Below are 17,524 nucleotides of genomic sequence, written 5' to 3'. Positions count from 1 at the left end.
TCTTGAACTTGCGCGGGGGGGCGTCATACCTGAAAAATGGCCGAATCAATCTCTGGCTCTGAACATCACATAGCCAACAGCGTTTCCGGCCAGCACCCCAGACTGATGATCCTTGGTGGCGGTCCGGCGGGGCTTGCCTTGGGGCACTTTGCGCGCAAAGCAGGACTCGAATTTCAACTCATGGAGGCTTCATCCCGTTTTGGCGGCAATGCGACGACCTTTGTTGAAAACGGATTTCGTTTTGATTCAGGGGCGCACCGGCTGCATGACCGGGACAAGGCCATGACGCAGGAAGTCAAAGCTCTGCTCGGAGATGATTTGCTTGAATGCAACATTCCGAGCCAGATTTATCACGATGGGAATTTTGTCGATTTTCCGCTGTCGCCGTTGAATCTGATTCGTGCGCTGGGCGTGCCTGCCAGCGTGCGGGCATTGGGTGCTTTTATTTCTGCGAGGATGTCGCGACGCAGCGCATCGCAGTCATTTGAGATGCAGGCGATCCGGGCTTATGGCCGTGACATCGCGGATCGTTTTTTGTTGCGTTACTCTGCCAAGCTGTGGGGGTTGCCCTGTTCGCGGCTTTGTCCTTCCGTTTCCGGCAAGCGTTTGCAGGGCTTGGATTTGCGCACATTTCTGCTGGAGGCGTTTCGTGGCAGGAGCGCCAAATCTGCGCACCTCGACGGCCATTTTTATTATCCTCGTCACGGCTTTGGCATGATCACGGAAGGACTGGCCGCCTCCTGCGGGCGGGAGCGCCTGCGGGCCAACGCGCGCGTCACCGGCATGCAGCATGATGGCAGGCGCATTCTCTCGCTGCAAATCAACGGCGAAGAAACCGTCCCGGTGGAGCGAATCATCAGCACCCTGCCGCTACCGCTGATGGCCAGTCTCCTTGCTTCTGGGCTGCCAGCCTCAATCCGAGATGACGTCGCGGGACTCAAATTTCGCAATGTCGTACTGGTGGCCCTGTATTTGAACAAGCCTTCCGTCACGAAGGTGGGATCAGTGTATTTCTCCGATCCGGATTTCCCCATGACGCGCGTCTATGAACCTCGGAACCGCAGTGCTGCCATGGCACCTGCTGGCCAGACCATGCTGGCGGTCGAAATTCCGTGCAATGCAGCCGATGAGGTGTGGCGGCAGGATGACGCCGAACTGGTCCGTCTCGTGGCGGACAAGCTCAAAGTCTGCGGGTGGTTTCGAGAGGACGAAGTGCTGGGGGGCTGCGTGAAGCGTCTTCCCGCAGCCTACCCGGTTCTCGAAGAAGGCATCCGGGAGCGGGTGCAACGGATTATGGATGCGCTTTCCCGGTTTGAAAATCTCACCATTCTGGGCCGCAACGGAGAATTCCGCTACACTCACACGCATGACATGCTGCGTGCCGGGCATGATGTGGTGGCTGCATTGGTGCAGGCGCAGCATAAGTTATGAAGGCCAGCGCTCTTGAAACTCGGACGACCCGGCAGGCTCACTGGATCTGGATGATTCTGCTGGGGTGTCCTGCTGCCGTTTTGCTGGGGTCCTATGTACTGCTGGCACTGCATCATGGGGTTTGGAATGTATTTCCAGTCGTGGTGCATGAGAATGGTCGTTACACGCTCACGGAAACGATTTTCTATTTTAGGCATTTCGTGCGTGAACTGCCAGTGAACACCTTGATCGCCATGGCGCTGGGGATGCTGGCGGGGCTGCATTCGCCGCTGGAGCAGGACAGCTCCGCACAGTCGAGAAAAGCATGCCGCCATGCTGGTCTGGCCGCTCTCCTGATGGCAGCAACTGCGATCACCATCACCTGGGTGCAATATGACCGGAACGAAGCCTGGACCGAACTCGCCCAGTATCGCACACGGGATGAACTGGCCGATTTTGGTTCCCACTGGCGCTACCATCTCCTGCACATCGTGGACAGCTTCCTGTTTTGCATGGGCATGCTGCTGGTGAGCCGAGGGCTGACAAATGCGGGTGGTTTGAATCGAAGAGCGCTCGGCTGGCTGGCGGTCCTGGGGGTGGCTTTTGTCGTGATCACCCTGGGATTTGGATCGCCGCTCAGAGCGCTGACAGATCCGCTCTACCTCGCGCATCAGGCACGAGAAATCGAAACTCACCGGTTATTGACGCTCTGTCCGGCGCTGGCCTGCTTGTTGTTGCTTGATCTGCGCTTTGCCGCTTCATCCAGGCTGCCAGTGGTCAATTGGCGGATGATCCGGCTGGGGGTGGCTTGGGTTGTCCTGGCCACGCTGATCCCTCTTTGGATTGTCTGGCGGCTGAGAGAGGTGAACATCGGCTCCCTGGCGCAGCGGCAGACAGGTCTGTGGCAGCTTGCTGCAGCGCACCATTTTGAACATCTGCTGGACTCTGTTTATGTGACTTTGCTTTCGGCATGGGCCTATTTGAGCCTAATGCGCAGGCGCACCTCCGCCCATTCACCATGAAGCGTTCTTTGTTCCAACCCTGGCTGATGCGGATCATTCGAGTGGGCGCCGTGTTGTTTGCCGCCGCTTTTTTGGGTGTGGGAGCATTCTTTGCCCTGAGTGAACCCCGGGGCTTTGATGGGAATGTGCGAAACGCGTTGTCCGGTTCACAGGATCTTCTGCTGCGTCACAATGAGGTGCGCATGCTCCTGATGGGGGAGAATATTTATCAACTCGACGCCTCCAAAGACCTCAATCTGCGCACCGCGAGCTTGCTTGGCGCGGGCCAGCTTGTAGGCGCAGATTACTTTCCATCGACCCTGCTGCCAGTTCTGCTGATGGCCAGGCTGCCTTTCAATGCAGTCAAAACATTGTGGCTCCTCATCAACCTGGGGGCATTGGTGCTGCTTGTTTGCACCATGCGCTGGATGATGGCAGCGGGCGGCCCATGCAATGGGGATCAGATGCTGATGACCTGTCTCTGGATCTGTGGCATTCCATTCTGGAGCTGTCTTGCCATGGGGCAGGCGTCCATTTTCTCAATGGCGCTCACCCTGGCTGCATTTCGTGCCGACTGCGCCCGGCGGCCCCTGCTGGCCGGGGTGCTGCTCGCCTTTGGGGTGTTTAAATATGCGCTGATCTGGCCCTTGGTGCTGTTTTTCTTCATCATGCAATGGCGCTGGCGCTGCCTGCTGGTCGGAGGGGGCATTCACGCTGGAGTGCATTTGGTTCTATGCCGCATCATCAACGCGAATCCGATCACGATTTTCGCGGATGTCCTCAGCGGCAACACGAGGGTCTTTAACAGCAACAGCCTGCTGACGGTCTGGATGCCGTTTCGCTCATGGAACGAGATGTTTCCGAATCTTGCTGTTCCGGCTCAGCTCTCTGGATCCATGCTCCTGTTGTTGATGCTGGGCGGGCTCCTGTGGCTTTGGCTGCGCAGAAAAAAAACTGACCGCCACAACTTGATTCGATGGACGGCGGTGTTGCTCCTGCTGTCCCTCCTGGCGGTCAGCTCGCGAATTTTTTCCCACATGTATGGCCTGCCAGTGCTGTGGATCGCCTGCTCTCCCGCCCACCCTTCGCTGTCATGGTTCCAGCGATCTCGTCTCATCACTTGGGTTCTCTATCTTTGCTATGTGCCCAGTGGAGTGGATGATCTCGGCGTGTCGGAGCAGGTTCTGCAGGCGTTACGAATTGTGTTCAATCTGGTTATCGCCGCTCTGGCGGTTGACCTTGGCAGGCTGCTGTTAGCCGGTGAACGATCTGCTGCTCAGCTCAGCAAGGCGGCTGCATTGCGCTCTTGAACTGCCTGTGTTTGCGCTGGATCAAGCGCAGACTCCTGCATTTTCAGGCGGGCGGACTCCCAGTAGAACACTGGGGCGAATGAGCCGAACACGAGCCGCTCCAGAGGCCAGGTTTTGAGCAGGTTTTCCACGCCGCCCACGCCTTCGATCATCGCGAAATCGATCCACACGTTCGGGCATTCCTGCAAATCGTGAAGCAGCATGGTGGCGTTGGCATTGAGCAGCATGATACGCGATTCCTTGATTTCCTGCAGGATGCCTGAGAGCGGCTTGAGATCGACCGGTGCCACACGCACCTGCGGGTTCTGAGTGCGTTCATTCTCCATCTGGATCACCAATTGCACCAGCAGACGGTGCTTGGCAGCGAGGGGGAGCAGCTGGCGAAAGGCCGGGGCTTGCAAGTCGTAGCCATGATAGTTCGGATGCAGGCGAATCACGCGCATGTCGTGATCTTCAGCGCAGCGTTTGACGTCATCCTGCCAGTTTGGGAGGGAGAGATTGATGGTGCCGCAGGGGCGGAGAATGGAGTTTTGGCAGGCTTTGGCGAGCTCTCGGTTCACATTGGCCACATCACGCCGCAGCAGGCCTTCAAAGGCACCGGTCCAGGCCTCCGTCACGCCGCGCAGGTTCAGACGTTGAATGAATTCCTTGGCATTTTCAGCACCAAGCTGCCGAAACGGATGGGAGCCCAGATAGACGTGGCAGTCGGTTAGTTTTTTCGTCTCATCCACCGCGCGCAGGGATGTGGCTGCAAGCATGGCGCTGGAGGTCAGCATGAAATTCCGGCGATTCATGCCGGTAGTTTGAACGATTCGGGGGCTGTGAAAAGCATTTCCTCCTGCCTTGCGCTGTTTTGATGTGAAGGTAGCCTAACGACACATCAAGATGAACTGGTACTACAACAACGCAGGCGCAGCCGAGGGTCCGATGGATGACCAGGCGATGACCGAGCTGGTCCGTGCCAAAAAGCTGTCTTCGGATTCTCTGATCTGGCATGCGGGACTGGAAGCCTGGCAGACGGTGGCCGCGCTGGCGCCTGCCTGGTGGGCGGCATCGTTGCCGACCCCGGCAGGCCGACCTGCGCCTGTGGCGGCCAAAAAGCCTGCTGAAGAAAAATCGGACTCAGGGGTCCGCAGGCTGGCCGGACCGAACGCCCCGAACACTGAGGCCGCCGAGACCAAATCAGGCGGTGGGTTCCTGAGGCGTCTCTTTGGATTCGGCAAAAAGAAGGACTGAGCTCACGCTTTGATGCCTTTGGCCCGCAGGATGGGCAGCATGAGGTTGCGCAGATTGTCGCAGAAGATTTTTTGTTTGTCGGCATCGCTGAGCTGCGCGCCGTGAACTTTTGCAAGCTGGCTGGCGAAGCTGCGCCCGCCGCAGTCGCTGCCGTAAATGACGCGCTCGGCGCCGAGCTCACGCACCGCCATCTCCGTGAAGCCTGCCGTGGGATCTGAGCCGGCAAGATCGGCATAGAGATTGGTTTGGGCGCGAATGGCACGAATGCCCAGCTCCCAAGTGCCGCCCGTGTGGCCGCAGATGATGGGGACATCAGGAAAGCGTTTTGCCAGCGCGACGAGATCGTCCGGAGTCGATTCACCGGGGTAGTTGGAGGTGGTTTTGAACCAGGTGTGCTGGAAAATGACGGCTTTCAGTTCAGCGGCGCGGCGGATGATCGAATCGATGGCGGCCACGTGGCATCTTTCAGCCACCCAAAGCTTCACGCCCACCATCGGGCCGTTGGCCACGCAGCGTTCCAGCTCCGCGAGGCTTTCCTCAGGATGCTTGGCGCTGAGATAGACAAATCCAAAGGCCCGATCAGGGAATTTTGCGATGGCGCGCAACACTTCATTGTTCTGCTGCACCAGATCGGCCGGGGAGGGATCCTGCGACCATTTCAAGCCCATGTAAACGCACAGCCGCTCGATGCCCATGCGGTCGGCATAAACGAGCAGCGCCTTGAGGCGTTCCTCCGGGGTGAGGCCGGGGACACCGGACATGTGGCAGTGCAGATCCCAAATGCGCATGGAGAGGAATGAAGCGGAAGCAGATCGCCACGGCAATGTTTTCTTTGCGAGCTTGCTGAGGCGCTTCATTTTGAACTCATGCCCACCACCAAACCCACTGACGTCCGAGTCACCGCCGCCGAAGTTTTCTTTCTGCCTGTCACGATGCGTGTGCCGCTGAAGTTTGGCCCGGAAACAGTGACCAGCGCCGTCTGCCTGCGGGTGCGCGTGACGGTGGCGGACCGCAGTGGCAAAACGGCGCAGGGCTGGGGCGAAACGCCGCTCAGCGTGTCATGGGTCTGGCCCAGCAGCCTGAGCGTGGCGGTGCGTGCGCAGCGGATGCAGGATTTTTCCACACTGCTGGCCAAGCGCCTCGTTGAAAGCGGTTTTACCGGCCACCCAATGGAGATCGGCCAGGACTTCATGCACGGCCCGCTGGCGGCCACCCTGAAGGAAGCCAACGCTGCTGCAGGCGGGGATGAGATGCCCTACCTAGGCTCGCTCGTGGCGTTCAGCGCCTTCGACATCGCCGTGCATGATGCGTATGGCGTGCTGCACAACCGTGACATCTACTCCACCTACAACGCGGAGTTCATGAGCCGGGATTTGTCTGCGTTCATCACACCTGAAGAAGGCAGCGGCATTGATTTCAAGGGACGCTATCCGCAGGATTACCTCGTGATGGATGCGCCGAAGCAACTGCCGGTGTGGCATCTCGTGGGCGGTGTGGATGCGCTGGAGGCAGCGGATTTGAACGGCACGGAGCCGAAAGACGAGCATCCACTGTTGCTGGCAGACTGGATCAAGCGCGATGGCTTGAAATGCCTCAAGGTCAAGCTGCGCGGCACGGATGCAGCGTGGGATTTTGAGCGTATGCAGCGCATCGGCCGCATTGGTTTCGCCGGGGGCGTCCAGTGGCTCAGCGCTGACTTCAACTGCACCGTCAAGGAGCCTGGGTATGTGAATGACATCCTTGACCGGTTGCTGCGTGATGAACCAGAAATTTTTGCCCGCACCTTGTATGTGGAGCAGCCCTTCCCGTATGATCTTGAAGCGCATCAAATCGACGTGCGCAGCGTCTCGGCGCGCAAGCCGTTGTTCCTGGACGAAAGCGCGCATGACTGGGAGTTTGTGCGCCTGGGGCGCCGCCTCGGCTGGTCTGGTGTGGCCTTGAAGACCTGCAAAACCCAGACTGGCGCTTTGCTGAGCCTGTGCTGGGCCAAGGCACATGGCATGCCGCTGATGGTGCAGGATCTGACGAATCCGATGCTGGCGATGATTCCGCACGTGCGGCTGGCCGCCCATGCAGGAACGATTCAGGGCGTGGAGTGCAATGCGATGCAGTTCTATCCCGACGCGTCACTGCCGGAGCAGGAGATTCACCCCGGCCTGTTCCAGCGGCGCAATGGCATCGTGGACCTGAGCACGCTCAGCGGCCCGGGATTTGGCTATCGTGCAGACGAAGTGAAGCGCGTGCTTACGGCAGCTCCTCAATCGTGATCGTGTAGCGGTGCGGGCTGTCGGCGTTGCCGAAGATGATTTTGTTTTCGCCGGTTTTCAGCAGACTGGTGATGCAGCCCGCATCAACGCTGACGTGCTCGCCATTCACCCAGGAGCCGAGCTTGCTGCCGCGATCACGCAGGACGAAATGACCATGCTCGAAATCGATCTCGCAATGATTGCGCGAGAGCTGATACGGATGATGCTCTTCAATGGAGATATCGTTGCGGGCAAGGGATGACACTGCGGTGTCAAAGTAAGTGCGACCGATGCGGAAGGGGAGCTTGGTGATCGTTTTTTCCACCGGAGGATGATCGAAACCGGTTTCATCGTAATGCGACCGGATTTTCACGCGGAAGACGGGCTCCTTGGCTGGCTTGGGTTTGGTCACCAGTGGCACGGTGACATTGGTGGTGGTGGTCAGCAGCAGATCGGTCCTGCGGATGCGCTCAAACAACGTGGCGAGATACACATGCAGGCGGTCGGAGCGCTGGATGATCTGCTGTTCAAACTCTTCTTCAGCAATGGTCTCAAGCGTGGTGTTTTCCAGCGCGGTGGCGGTGGCGGAGCGCGGGCGGTCCATGATCATGCCCATCTCACCGAAGATTTCACCCGGGCCGATCTGGGCGAGTGACTGGACCCCGTGAGCGGTGTTGATGGAGATCTCGACCAGCCCACTAACGATGAAGTAGGCCTCCTTCGATTTGTCGTTTTCACGAAAAATGACCTGACCTCGTTGAAAGTGCTCGGTTGCCATGATTGCGGAGGATATGGGGTGGCTATGCAAGGTCAAGCCTCAGGTCGGATAGTTTAGAGGCGCCGAATCAGCACGCCACGAATGCGCGACTGTGTGGCATAGCTGGAGAAGCCGAAGGGGACGCATTTTTCAATGTCACCGGTACGCAGGCCGAGCCTGTGGCCTTTGGTGCTGATATTGACGAAGAGCTTGTCATTGATCCAGGCCCGCAGTTCATCATCGCGCACCTCGATGCGCACCTTGTGCCAGCGGTTGTTTTCAAAGTAGCCGTTGCCGTGGGTGCTGTTCTCGCTGGCGTCCATTTCATCGATGCTGGAGATGCCGACGAGCGTGCCTCCCCATCCGCCGACGACTAGCGAGACATGAGCATCATTGACCGGAAAGGTCACGGTACCGAAGAAGTCATTCCCCTCCACGCGCATGGCCTCGTAATCGATGGCATAGCGTGTGAGCGGCAGGTTGGCGGACATCCAGGCATCAAAACGTACGCCGGTCATTGGCTGGCCGGGCCGCAAGGTGATCTCGCCGTCGTGGATCAAAACTTTGCCTTCTTCGGGCATGCCGGAGGCTTTCCAGGCAGGTGCAAACTCCTCAGAGAGCAGCTTCCACTCGCTGCGGGGCGCCGGACCGCAGTGCGTGAGCATAAAAAAGAGGCAGAGCCATGCGGCCCTGCCTCCGAGAGATTTGATGAAACTGTGCATCAGCCTTTCACATCGTAGCAGGAGATGAACTCCTGGTCACGCAGGTAAAGCTTGCCGTTGCTGATGACGGGATGCGTCCAGATCTTGCCCTTGGGATTACGCTGAGAGGAGGTGGCTTCGAGTTTGAAGCTGCTGATCTCCTGCCAGCCTTTTTTAGAGGCTTCCACCAAGGCGACCGTGCCGGAGTCTTCCGAGAGGCAGTAGAGCTTGCCATCTGCGCTGGTCACGGCGCCTTTACCGATGCCCTTGTCCTGCCAGACGATGTCCCCGGTTTTGAAATCCTGGCAGGTCCAGCCGCCCTTGTCGGAATGGCCGTAGAGCAGGCCGTCGATGAGTATCACCCCGCCGTGGTGATTGACCATGTTGGTGTTGGAATACAATTCGGTGACGGTGCTGCCGTCGATTTTGACCGACTTGCAGCCGACGCCGTAACCAGCGGCCACATACACCTGGCCGTCGCTGTAGATGGGGGTTGGAATCACGGCGGTTTTGCCGGGGAATTCGGTCTTCCACAGCACCTTGCCCGATTTGGAGATGCCGAGGATGCTGTTCATGAGCAGTTGCACGTATTCGCGCTCACCACCCTGGGTGATGGGGATGACAGAGGAATATTGGGCATTCTCTGTCACGTCGGTGGTCTGCCATGCGACTTTGCCGGTCTTGGCATCCAAGGCGGCGACAGCGCCTTTGGAGCCGCCTGGAGTCACAATGACGAGATCACCATCCACCAGCGGAGATTCGGTGTAGCCCCAGCCCTGAAGTTTGCCGCCGAGATCTTTTTGGAGGCTTTTTTCCCAGATTTTTTTGCCGGATGCAGCATCGGCACAAATGATGTCACCATTGCCACCTGTGGCATAGACCATGCCGTTGGCGACTGATGGGGTGGCACGTGGTCCATCTCCCCAGCCGTTTTTGAGAATCGGGCCGACGGCGGTTTCCCACAGCTTCTTGCCGGTGGCGGTGTCGATGCAGATGAGCTTTTCCTCAGCATCGTACAAACCCATGGTGTAAAGCTTGCCGCCGACGACTGCGAAACCGGAATAGCCGAGCCCGGCTTCTTCGTTCACCCACAGCCGCTTCGGGCCACCTGCAGGCCACTTTTTGAGCAGCCCCGTTTCCTTGGAGACATCGTCACGGCCCGGGCCGCGCCACTGCGGCCAGTCGCCTGGAGCGCCGCCAGCGCTGCTGGAGGCACCTCCACCGAGGAGAGCCTGATCTGCTTTGCTGAGAGAGGCGACCGCCAGAGTGAGCAAGGTGCCGTTTTCACGCTTCAGGGTGACTTTTCCGCCGGCGACACTGACGAGTTCGGCTTTGATTTCGTGGGCACCTGAGGCGTCCTTCCAGATGCGGATTTCAGCGCTGGCCCCGAGGGTCAGGCAAAGTAAGAACAGAGCGGTGGTGGTGATCTTCATGGATGGGTGTGAATGAGCGGCCCCTTTCAAACGGGCAACGAGCCCCCGGTTTTAGCACAGACTGCCAATTTCGCTGCATTCTATCTGGCAGCGGTTTTTCATCCGCCCATGTCCTTGAGCAGGGACTCGGCGGCAGTTCGGGCGGGTTGATCTTTGAAACGGGCGTCACCGAGTGTCTCGCGCAGCAGCTTGCGTGCGGCATCGGCTTTTTCACTGCGGCGGAGCATTTCCGCGCGGTACAATCTCAAACGCAGCAGTTCGGCGGCATCCTGGGTGGTGGATTCGGCGTGTTCGAGCAGGTCGATGGCCTGGGGGAGCTTGGACTGCAGGGCGGAGAGCAGGGCGGTGAGTTCGAGGAGGCGAGGTCTGTGACGTTTCTCGGCGAACTCTGTGAGGGCGGTCTTGATGTGCCCATCAGGCTCGCCTGCCAGACGCAGCGCCATGCCTTGATAGAGCGCATAGTCGCGGTCCGATCCTTCGCCGAGCTTGGCCCCGATGCCTTTGCCAAAGGGGCGGTACAAGGGATCACCCAGCACGACATTCATCCAAGACAGCGCCGGTGTGGCATTCCATGCGGCCTCGCCGACGGTGAAGCCTTCGAGGAGGCGCTTGTTGAAGATGTCAAAGTGCAGCGTGAGCGCGAGGTAGGGCTCAAACACATTGCCAAAAGTGACGGCGGCTCCGTGCGAGAGCAGCGGGCCTGCCCAGGCTTTGTCATGCGAGCGAATGATGCTGGCGCTGAACGAATGCAGATGACATGCGATGGCCCCCCGTTTGAAACGGAAGGCGGGAGAGGCCAGCGCGCCGACGATGTGATCCGTGTACCAGCCGAAGTAGAAAATGGTGTCTGGCAGCGGCCAGCCATCGCGCAGCACCTCTGCGGAGCGGTCGATGAACACGGGAATGCCGGCACGGCGATAAGATTCGGCGCTGTTCTTGAGCCAGTCCTCGCCCTCCTGATAGGCGCCGGTTTTTTGAGCGAGATCAATGACGGCGCGGCCAAGCAGGCCGGTTTGCTCGGCATAGATCGCGTCATCGATCATGCGTTTTACGGTGGCGGCATCAGGTCCGTCGAGCCGGCCGACGATCAGGAGACCAAGTGAGTTTTGAGCATGGGGGAACCGCGTCTGCTGGTCGAAGTAGGGATTGCGCAGCCCGCCTTTGACGGGGGGATTGTTGAGGCCGAGCACCGCAAGTTCGGAGTCGACGCTGGCCTCGTCCTCCTCGGATTGTTTGGGCTTTTGCGCTGCACGTCGGATTTGAAAGGGGATGCCGCGCATGAGCACCAGCACGCGCACCTTGCTGGACGGGGTGGTGGTGATGCCCTCTCCGGTGAGCGGCTTGCCGGGGGGGGGCGGGGCTGCGTTCCACCAGTGCCTCGATTCAAAGAGCTGCAGCAGCGGACCGCGCAGCTGGGCTTCGAACTCACCGCGTGAGATGGAGTCCTCCTGCGAGCAGCGCAGGCCGATGACGCGCTCCTTGGGGATGTGGCGCTGTTCGGCATAGTAGGCGGCCAGTTCAGCGGAGCCGGGAAAATCTGGATTGAAGATGACAGCGGTCTCAGCAGCGGCATCCCAATCGGCGATGAGCTGGGCGTGGACTGAGAAGGCGGAGGCCAGGAGGAAGAGGCAGAAATGACGAATGAAGGCTCTCGCAGCTCTGCCGCGCATCTTCTGATTCAGGTTTGGAATCCCTGGCCTCATTCAAGTCCACTCCAGTTTAAGTCCATCGTAAGCGATGTTCACACCGGATGGAAGTTTGGGGTCTTCCACCGAGTGCATGATCTCACACTGGATGTGGGTGAACCAGGTCTGGCGCGGCTGGAGTTCGCGCTGCACGGCCAGGCTTTCTTCAAAGCTCATGTGCGTGGGGTGCGGCGTGTGGCGCAGGGCGTCGATGATGAGCGTATCGACCCCTTTCAGCAACTCGAGAGAATGGGGCAGCAGCGTTTTGCAGTCCGGGATGTAGGCGCAGAGTTTTTTGCCGCCGCGTGAGAAGAGAAAGCCGATCGTGTCCACCTTGCCATGCTGCACGGGCAGGGGAGTGATGGTGGTTTCGCCCAGATGAAAGGGGCCGTGAATCGGTTTCGGAAACGGCTTCAAATAGCCGCGGTATCGGTTCTCTCCATTGAAGGCGTAGATGAACATGCGCTCCAGCACGGCGAGACACTCCGGTGTGCCGTAGATCGGGAGGAAATGATCCGCCTCGGTGGTGAAACGACGCAGATCATCGAAGCCGGTGAGGTGGTCCATGTGCGGATGCGTGAAGATGGCGGCATCCAGGCTGCGGATGTTTTCGCGCAGGCACTGCATGCGGAAGTCCGGCCCGGTGTCCACCACCCATGACGCCTCAGGAGTGTGGATGTACACGGAACTGCGCAGCCGCTTGTCCTTGGGGTCGGTGCTGCGGCACACGTCGCAGTCACAACCAATCACCGGAATGCCGACGGAGGTGCCGGTGCCGAGGAATGTGAGTTGCATGGACATGGGATTTATTCGACCTCCGCCACCGGACGATCCACCGAGCCTTTGTTCCAGCGGCCATCGAGGGTGAACGAGAGATGCGGGGTGTAGAGCTGGGGTTCGAGAAGAAAGGAGTCGTGGCCTTTGTCGGAATGCACGGTGATGTGCATGTTGGAGACCTCGGCTTTTTCCAGGTGGCTGACGAGTTCGGCCTGCTCCTCGGGGTAGAAGCAGAAGTCGCTGTCGATGCTGAAGACGAGATAGTGCTGCCCGGCGGCGGCGCTGCGGGCGAACAGCGCCTCATAGGTTTTCACTCCTGCATCCCCGAGCGGATCGTAGCGCAGCCACATGTCGGCGATGCGTAGATAGGTGTTGGCATCGAAGCGTTTCACGAATTTTTTTCCCTGATGCAGCATGTAGCTCTCCACGTTGTGCTGCACGCGGTACCATGAGAGCGATGCTCCGCCGGACTTCACGTCCTGCCGCGCACGGCGTTCAATGGCGTCGAGGTGGACAAAGGTTTTGTGGCTGATCATGCGAGCCAAGGCGAGGCCGTACTCGGGTGCTTTTCCTTCGTAAAAATCTCCGCCACGAAAGTGTGGGTCGTTTTCAATGGCGAGCACCTGCTCGAACAACGTGAGGCGTGTGAGCACCGTAGTGCGGCAGCCGCTGGCGATGGGGACAACGAGTTTCACACGCTCAGGGTGCAGCGTGGCCAGATTGATCGCCAGCAGGCCTCCCACGGAGGCTCCAATGACTGCGTGGAGTGTTTTGATGCCGAGGCCGTCGAGCAGGGCCAGCTGCGACTTCACGACATCGCTCGTGCGTACTTCGGGAAAGGTGCTGCCGTAGGGCTTGCCAGTGGCAGGATTGATCGAGGCCGGTCCGCTGCTGCCATAGCAGCCGCCCAGGTAGTTTGCGCAAATGATGAAGTAGCGGTTGGTGTCGAGCGCTTTGTCGGGACCGATGAAGAGATCCCACCAGCCGTTGTGGATGTCTTCCGTCCAGCGTTCATCCGTGTTTGGCACTTCGGTGGTGACGCCTGCCGCATGCTGGCTGCCAGAGAGGGCGTGAAACAGGAGAATGGCGTTTGATTTGGCAGCGTTAAGCTTGCCGTAGGTTTCGTAGGCGACCGTGATTTCAGGCAGTTGAGCGCCACTGGCGAACGTGAAAGGTTCCTTGGCGCTTCCGGTTTGGAAAAATTTGGTTTCTTCTGTTTTGACGGCCTTCGACATGAGGCGCGGAAGAAACAGGGTTTTGGAGAAGCGGCAAGGCGGATTGCTTGCCGCCGGCTGTTGGATGCCCGATTGCCGGATGGTTTGAACCATGGTTGGCTGGTGCCCTCCTTGAATCTGCATTAATACGGTCGTTTATTACCTGAAACCCGGCTGCCAGACTCCAGTCCTCCCCCATGCTTGATCCGTTTGTCACTCTCGAAGAAGCAGGTTTCTCCCTGCGGCGGAGTGGCGGTGTAGACCGGCTGGCCGGCTGGTCGCCGGAGTTGATCGCCTGCCTGGATTGGGCGCGCCTTTCAGAGCTGGCACGTGCGATTGCTGCGCAGGCTGGCTGCGAACTTTCAGGCTCACGCATCATGCCGGATGGCGCGGTGCTGTTTGGGATGATCGAGGAACCCCGATCGGTGAAGGCGCGGCGAGCGATGGTGAAGACCGCCCCATGGAACGAATGGGGGGCCACGCCGGAGACGGTGCAGCGTTTTGCGCAGGAGCTGCGCACCGCCCGCGATACCCGTGGCATTTTGATCGCACCTGCGGGTTTCAGCCCGGCGGCGCTGAGCACGGCGCAGGAACTGCGTATCGAAGCGGTGGATGCGGTGGCGCTGGATGCTGCGGTTAGGGCACTGCCGACTGAAAAAAGTGATTTTCTCTTTGTCGTGACCACGGCGGGCGACTTTGCCACGCCTTCCTGCCCGATCTGCATGAAAAAGCTGCAGCGCATCGAGCAGGAGTCTTTGGAGCTGCCTTCAAGGACGATCGACATGGACGGACTGATTGCCGACAGCATAGTCTGTGATCGCCTCGAAGTGGCTGCAGGCTGTGAAGTGACGTTTTTGCAGGAGGTGCGGGCGCGTTCGATCACCGTCGCGGGCCATGCTTCGGGGGATTTTGTGTGTGAAGGGCCGGTGATCCTGGAAAAGGGTGGCACTTTGTCAGGCACTGTGGCGGCGCGTTCACTCCAGGTGCTGGATGGCGGCGAGCTGCTGGGGCAGTTCCGTATTCTGGAAGGCAAGCTGGGATCGTTTGTGAAGCCTGCGGTGCGCTGGTACTGGCGCTGTGCGGGCGCGGACGGGCAGCGCCAGTGTGGCGGGGTGATTTTCGAGCCGCATCAGTGAGATGCGAGATCGTTATTGGCACGCAGTGCCCGTCTGTGGCATGTAACGGCCATGTCTCCCAACTCCTCCGGCCCCGGCGCTCTGCTTCGACTGGTGTTCTATGCCGCCGCCATCGTCATGGCGCTGCTGCATGTGTTTGTGACGTTTCGCGGCCTGAGCAGTGCTGAAGGCATGAATCAGGCGCAGCTCGCGCGGCAGATCGCCCGTACGGGCTCGTATCAGACGCATGTGATCGAGCCTTACGCCTGGGCGCAGATGGAGGCGGCGCAAAAGCAACCGACGCCGCTGGCGATGCCCGAGACCGTGCAGCCGCCGCTCCAGCCGCTGCTGTGGTCGGTGGCGTTTCGTTTCCTGAAGCGCTGGGAGGTTTATGATCCGGTGACCGGCGGTGCGATTTTCATGCTGGACCGAGTGATCGCGTGTTTCGGCGTGACGTGGTATCTGCTGACGATTTTCTTCACGCATGGCGCAGCACGGCGCTTGTTTGATGAACAAGTAGCCGCCATTGCCGCCATCGCGCTGCTGGTGTGCGAGCCGGCGTGGGAGCTGATGGTCAGCGGTGCGCCACGGGGACTGCTGGTGCTGCTGTTTGCGCTGGCGTTTCGTCTGTATGCCTCGGCGGCGGGACGTGCGGTGGAAAATCGCGGCATGTTTGTGCCGCTCACGCTGCTGGGAATCGTCTGCTCGCTGATGGTGCTCACGCATTGGATGGCACTTTGGATCGTGACGGGAATCATCATTGGCATGGTGTTGTTTCTCCCTCGCGGGAAAGCTGGGGCCATTTTGGTGGCTTTGTTTCCAGTGCTGACACTGGCCGCCTGGGGCTGGTGGAACGTCCAGCTCTGCGGTGATCCACTCGGTGGCATCAAGGCCTTGTTCCAGGCGCAATCTTCTGCTGTGGCGCATGATTTGCTGCTGCGTGACTTTTCCCCAAGCGTGCCGCTGCTGCAGGTGGATGACCTGCTGCGGCGTCTCGGTCTTGGCTGGCAGGATCAGCTGGGGCTGTTGATGGCGCATCTGGCTTACGTCGTGCCCGCCCTGCTGTTTTTCCTTTCCCTCATGCACCGCTTTCGCAAGGCGGATGCCGCTTCCACACGCTGGACGCTGGCGGTTGTTTTTGCCTGTGTGACCATCGGCATGGGACTCCTGGGTCTGGCCGACAAGGAGAAGGACGACAACGCTCTGTACATCGTGCTGATGCCCGCAATGTGCACCTTCGGTGCGGCGATGCTCGTAGTGCTGTGGTCCCGCTTTCACATGTCCGGCGACTTCATGGCACGCTGGGGCGCGCCGCTGGTGGCCTTGCTTATCACCGCGCTGCCACTGGCGGTGAATCTGCCTGTGCTGATGAAGTTTGGCCTGACCATGGGCGGCAAAATTCCGCCCCACTGGCCGCCCTTCCTGCCGGAGCGTGTTTCACTTCTGCCACAGCTCATGGAGAAGAATGAGTTCGTCATCTCAGATTCACCCGCATTCATCGCTTGGTATGGCGATGTGCCTTGTGTGGATCTGTGCACGCAGCGCGGCGACTACGAAGTCATGAAATCAAAAGCCGAGGCACGTGGTGTGAAGCTGGCCGGTTTCGTCATGACGCCTGTCTCCGCCAAAGTGGAGCGCATCACCGACATCTACACCGGCCCCTATGCCGAATGGCGTGACCTCATCGTGCGTGGACCCATGCTCGCCTTCGATCGTGATTTTGCCCCCAGCCCTGAGTTTCCTTTCAAGAACCTCATTCCGCTCGTCGGTCAGACCGTGGGTGACAAAGAACACCTGAGCCTGCCGATGGTGTTTTATACGGACAAGGCGAGGTCGGTGAAGAAGTGACGCTATAGAGAGAGGCACGCGCTGAAAAACCGCAGTGTGTCCGCCAGATGCTCATGCCAGTAGTCCCAGGTGTGGCTGCCGGGGAACTCCTCATAGATATGCGGGATGCCTGCGGCTTCCAGATCGCGGTGCAGCGTGCGGTTGTGCTCGATCAAAACATCCTCGCTGCCGCAGTCAAAGCGCAGATGAGGCAGGCGTGAGTTCAATTTAGCACATTCAATGACCGCGAGTGGCTCGGTTTCTGCCAGTTCAAATTCTGCCAGGGTCTCCTCCACAAATTCCCGCATCTGCGGCGGGACGTCGGTGATGCTGCTGTGCGCACTGATGGCCGTAAACTTTTTCGGGTACAGCAGCCCGAGCCGCAACGCACCGTAGCCGCCCATGGACAAGCCGCTGATGAAGCGAGGTGCTTCAACGCAGCGTGAATCGATTTCAGCGGCAGCCTCGGGCACTTCGTCGACAATCCAACTGGCGTAATCGGCCGCAGCATGTCGCACATAGCCCGAGCCATCGCCCCACAGGCCGTCTGAAGGCATGGCCAGCATCATCGGGGGAAGGTTTTCTTCTTTGATCAATCGGTCGAGCACTTGATGTGCCCCGCCTTTGTAGAGCCAGGCCCAGTGGCTGCCGTAAACGCCGTGCAGCAGAATCACGAGAGGAAGCTTTTCTGCCTTGGCCTCGGGCGGCACGTAGAAACTGATGTCCGCACGACGGCTTAGCGCGGCTGACTTCACCGTGGCGTGGTGAATGCCGTTGCCGATGTGGGCTGATTCAAAGGTGCGGAAACTCAT

At 59.4% G+C, this 17,524-nt stretch carries 16 protein-coding genes; 7 read left to right on the top strand and 9 right to left on the bottom strand.

The features are described 5' to 3' along the window. Window positions 1-36 precede the first annotated feature (36 nt). From AC24GY_RS13745 to AC24GY_RS13735, 3 genes are read left to right on the top strand one after another with little or no spacing between them, the layout of a single operon-like run. Window positions 37-1,431, top strand: coding sequence for an FAD-dependent oxidoreductase (locus AC24GY_RS13745; protein ID WP_487683863.1), 1,395 nt, complete (start codon window positions 37-39; stop codon window positions 1,429-1,431). Continuing rightward, window positions 1,428-2,432, top strand: coding sequence for a hypothetical protein (locus AC24GY_RS13740; RefSeq protein ID WP_487683860.1), 1,005 nt, complete (start codon window positions 1,428-1,430; stop codon window positions 2,430-2,432). The genes AC24GY_RS13745 and AC24GY_RS13740 overlap by 4 nt, the downstream gene beginning before the upstream one ends. Beyond that, window positions 2,429-3,721, top strand: coding sequence for a glycosyltransferase family 87 protein (locus AC24GY_RS13735; RefSeq protein WP_487683857.1), 1,293 nt, complete (start codon window positions 2,429-2,431; stop codon window positions 3,719-3,721). Before AC24GY_RS13740 ends, AC24GY_RS13735 begins: the two co-directional genes overlap by 4 nt. Here the strand turns inward: AC24GY_RS13735 and AC24GY_RS13730 are convergent. Further along, on the bottom strand, window positions 3,688-4,515 hold the full coding sequence (locus AC24GY_RS13730; protein WP_487683854.1) for an amidohydrolase family protein: 828 nt from the start codon (window positions 4,513-4,515) through the stop codon (window positions 3,688-3,690). The genes AC24GY_RS13735 and AC24GY_RS13730 overlap by 34 nt on opposite strands. Window positions 4,516-4,606: 91 nt before the next feature. Here AC24GY_RS13730 and AC24GY_RS13725 point away from each other — a divergent pair, with 91 nt between their 5' ends. Beyond that, complete coding sequence (locus AC24GY_RS13725; protein ID WP_487683851.1) at window positions 4,607-4,957, top strand: DUF4339 domain-containing protein; 351 nt, start codon at window positions 4,607-4,609, stop codon at window positions 4,955-4,957. A 2-nt stretch (window positions 4,958-4,959) separates the two neighbouring features. Here the strand turns inward: AC24GY_RS13725 and AC24GY_RS13720 are convergent, their stop codons facing one another. Continuing rightward, the gene (locus AC24GY_RS13720; RefSeq protein ID WP_487683848.1) at window positions 4,960-5,718 is read right to left on the bottom strand and encodes an amidohydrolase family protein; all 759 of its coding nucleotides are present in this window, start codon (window positions 5,716-5,718) and stop codon (window positions 4,960-4,962) included. Window positions 5,719-5,823: 105 nt separating this feature from the next. Here AC24GY_RS13720 and AC24GY_RS13715 point away from each other — a divergent pair, with 105 nt between their 5' ends. Beyond that, the gene (locus AC24GY_RS13715; RefSeq protein ID WP_487683845.1) at window positions 5,824-7,224 is read left to right on the top strand and encodes an enolase C-terminal domain-like protein; all 1,401 of its coding nucleotides are present in this window, start codon (window positions 5,824-5,826) and stop codon (window positions 7,222-7,224) included. Here AC24GY_RS13715 and AC24GY_RS13710 read toward each other — a convergent pair. The 6 genes from AC24GY_RS13710 to metX all read right to left on the bottom strand — a co-directional run bounded on the left by AC24GY_RS13710 (window position 7,202) and on the right by metX (window position 13,791). After that, window positions 7,202-7,981 carry a cyclic nucleotide-binding domain-containing protein gene (locus AC24GY_RS13710; RefSeq protein ID WP_487683842.1) on the bottom strand — a complete coding sequence of 260 codons (780 nt, stop codon included), beginning with the start codon at window positions 7,979-7,981 and terminating at the stop codon, window positions 7,202-7,204. The genes AC24GY_RS13715 and AC24GY_RS13710 overlap by 23 nt on opposite strands. Before the next feature lie 53 nt (window positions 7,982-8,034). Next, window positions 8,035-8,625, bottom strand: coding sequence for a 3-keto-alpha-glucoside-1,2-lyase-like domain-containing protein (locus AC24GY_RS13705; RefSeq protein WP_487683838.1), 591 nt, complete (start codon window positions 8,623-8,625; stop codon window positions 8,035-8,037). 56 nt (window positions 8,626-8,681) lie between these two features. After that, entirely contained in the window at window positions 8,682-10,094 is a 1,413-nt protein-coding gene (locus AC24GY_RS13700) for an outer membrane protein assembly factor BamB family protein (protein WP_487683835.1), read from the bottom strand. A 98-nt stretch (window positions 10,095-10,192) separates the two neighbouring features. Further along, window positions 10,193-11,764 (bottom strand): TIGR03790 family protein, encoded by a 1,572-nt coding sequence (locus tag AC24GY_RS13695; RefSeq protein ID WP_487683832.1) that lies wholly within the window; start codon window positions 11,762-11,764, stop codon window positions 10,193-10,195. Between the two features lie 33 nt (window positions 11,765-11,797). Next, entirely contained in the window at window positions 11,798-12,574 is a 777-nt protein-coding gene (locus AC24GY_RS13690; protein ID WP_487683829.1) for an MBL fold metallo-hydrolase, read from the bottom strand. An 11-nt stretch (window positions 12,575-12,585) separates the two neighbouring features. Next, the gene (gene metX / locus AC24GY_RS13685; RefSeq protein WP_487683826.1) at window positions 12,586-13,791 is read right to left on the bottom strand and encodes a homoserine O-acetyltransferase MetX; all 1,206 of its coding nucleotides are present in this window, start codon (window positions 13,789-13,791) and stop codon (window positions 12,586-12,588) included. Window positions 13,792-13,967: 176 nt separating this feature from the next. On the opposite strand from metX, the gene AC24GY_RS13680 reads away from it, so the two are divergent. Together AC24GY_RS13680 and AC24GY_RS13675 are read left to right on the top strand one after the other, a co-directional pair. Beyond that, on the top strand, window positions 13,968-14,906 hold the full coding sequence (locus tag AC24GY_RS13680) for a polymer-forming cytoskeletal protein (RefSeq protein ID WP_487683823.1): 939 nt from the start codon (window positions 13,968-13,970) through the stop codon (window positions 14,904-14,906). Between the two features lie 51 nt (window positions 14,907-14,957). Continuing rightward, window positions 14,958-16,733 (top strand): hypothetical protein, encoded by a 1,776-nt coding sequence (locus AC24GY_RS13675; RefSeq protein ID WP_487683820.1) that lies wholly within the window; start codon window positions 14,958-14,960, stop codon window positions 16,731-16,733. Between the two features lie 2 nt (window positions 16,734-16,735). On the opposite strand, the gene AC24GY_RS13670 is transcribed toward AC24GY_RS13675, so the two are convergent. Beyond that, complete coding sequence (locus AC24GY_RS13670; protein ID WP_487683817.1) at window positions 16,736-17,524, bottom strand: alpha/beta hydrolase; 789 nt, start codon at window positions 17,522-17,524, stop codon at window positions 16,736-16,738.

This window comes from Prosthecobacter sp. Pr1, from assembly GCF_057652315.1.
This window is presented reverse-complemented; position numbering and strand designations above follow the sequence as displayed.

What these genes read in the sequence shown, in the direction of transcription:
- AC24GY_RS13675 (WP_487683820.1), top strand. Translation starts at nt 14,958, where the DNA reads ATGTCTCCCAACTCCTCCGGCCCCGGCGCTCTGCTTCGACTGGTGTTC.
- AC24GY_RS13705 (WP_487683838.1), bottom strand. Translation starts at nt 8,625, where the DNA reads ATGCTCACGCACTGCGGTCCGGCGCCCCGCAGCGAGTGGAAGCTGCTC.
- AC24GY_RS13715 (WP_487683845.1), top strand. Translation starts at nt 5,824, where the DNA reads ATGCCCACCACCAAACCCACTGACGTCCGAGTCACCGCCGCCGAAGTT.
- AC24GY_RS13700 (WP_487683835.1), bottom strand. Translation starts at nt 10,094, where the DNA reads ATGAAGATCACCACCACCGCTCTGTTCTTACTTTGCCTGACCCTCGGG.
- AC24GY_RS13680 (WP_487683823.1), top strand. Translation starts at nt 13,968, where the DNA reads ATGCTTGATCCGTTTGTCACTCTCGAAGAAGCAGGTTTCTCCCTGCGG.
- AC24GY_RS13735 (WP_487683857.1), top strand. Translation starts at nt 2,429, where the DNA reads ATGAAGCGTTCTTTGTTCCAACCCTGGCTGATGCGGATCATTCGAGTG.
- AC24GY_RS13670 (WP_487683817.1), bottom strand. Translation starts at nt 17,524, where the DNA reads ATGAGTTTCCGCACCTTTGAATCAGCCCACATCGGCAACGGCATTCAC.
- AC24GY_RS13710 (WP_487683842.1), bottom strand. Translation starts at nt 7,981, where the DNA reads ATGGCAACCGAGCACTTTCAACGAGGTCAGGTCATTTTTCGTGAAAAC.
- AC24GY_RS13695 (WP_487683832.1), bottom strand. Translation starts at nt 11,764, where the DNA reads ATGCGCGGCAGAGCTGCGAGAGCCTTCATTCGTCATTTCTGCCTCTTC.
- AC24GY_RS13745 (WP_487683863.1), top strand. Translation starts at nt 37, where the DNA reads ATGGCCGAATCAATCTCTGGCTCTGAACATCACATAGCCAACAGCGTT.
- AC24GY_RS13740 (WP_487683860.1), top strand. Translation starts at nt 1,428, where the DNA reads ATGAAGGCCAGCGCTCTTGAAACTCGGACGACCCGGCAGGCTCACTGG.
- AC24GY_RS13690 (WP_487683829.1), bottom strand. Translation starts at nt 12,574, where the DNA reads ATGCAACTCACATTCCTCGGCACCGGCACCTCCGTCGGCATTCCGGTG.
- metX (WP_487683826.1), bottom strand. Translation starts at nt 13,791, where the DNA reads ATGTCGAAGGCCGTCAAAACAGAAGAAACCAAATTTTTCCAAACCGGA.
- AC24GY_RS13720 (WP_487683848.1), bottom strand. Translation starts at nt 5,718, where the DNA reads ATGTCCGGTGTCCCCGGCCTCACCCCGGAGGAACGCCTCAAGGCGCTG.
- AC24GY_RS13725 (WP_487683851.1), top strand. Translation starts at nt 4,607, where the DNA reads ATGAACTGGTACTACAACAACGCAGGCGCAGCCGAGGGTCCGATGGAT.
- AC24GY_RS13730 (WP_487683854.1), bottom strand. Translation starts at nt 4,515, where the DNA reads ATGAATCGCCGGAATTTCATGCTGACCTCCAGCGCCATGCTTGCAGCC.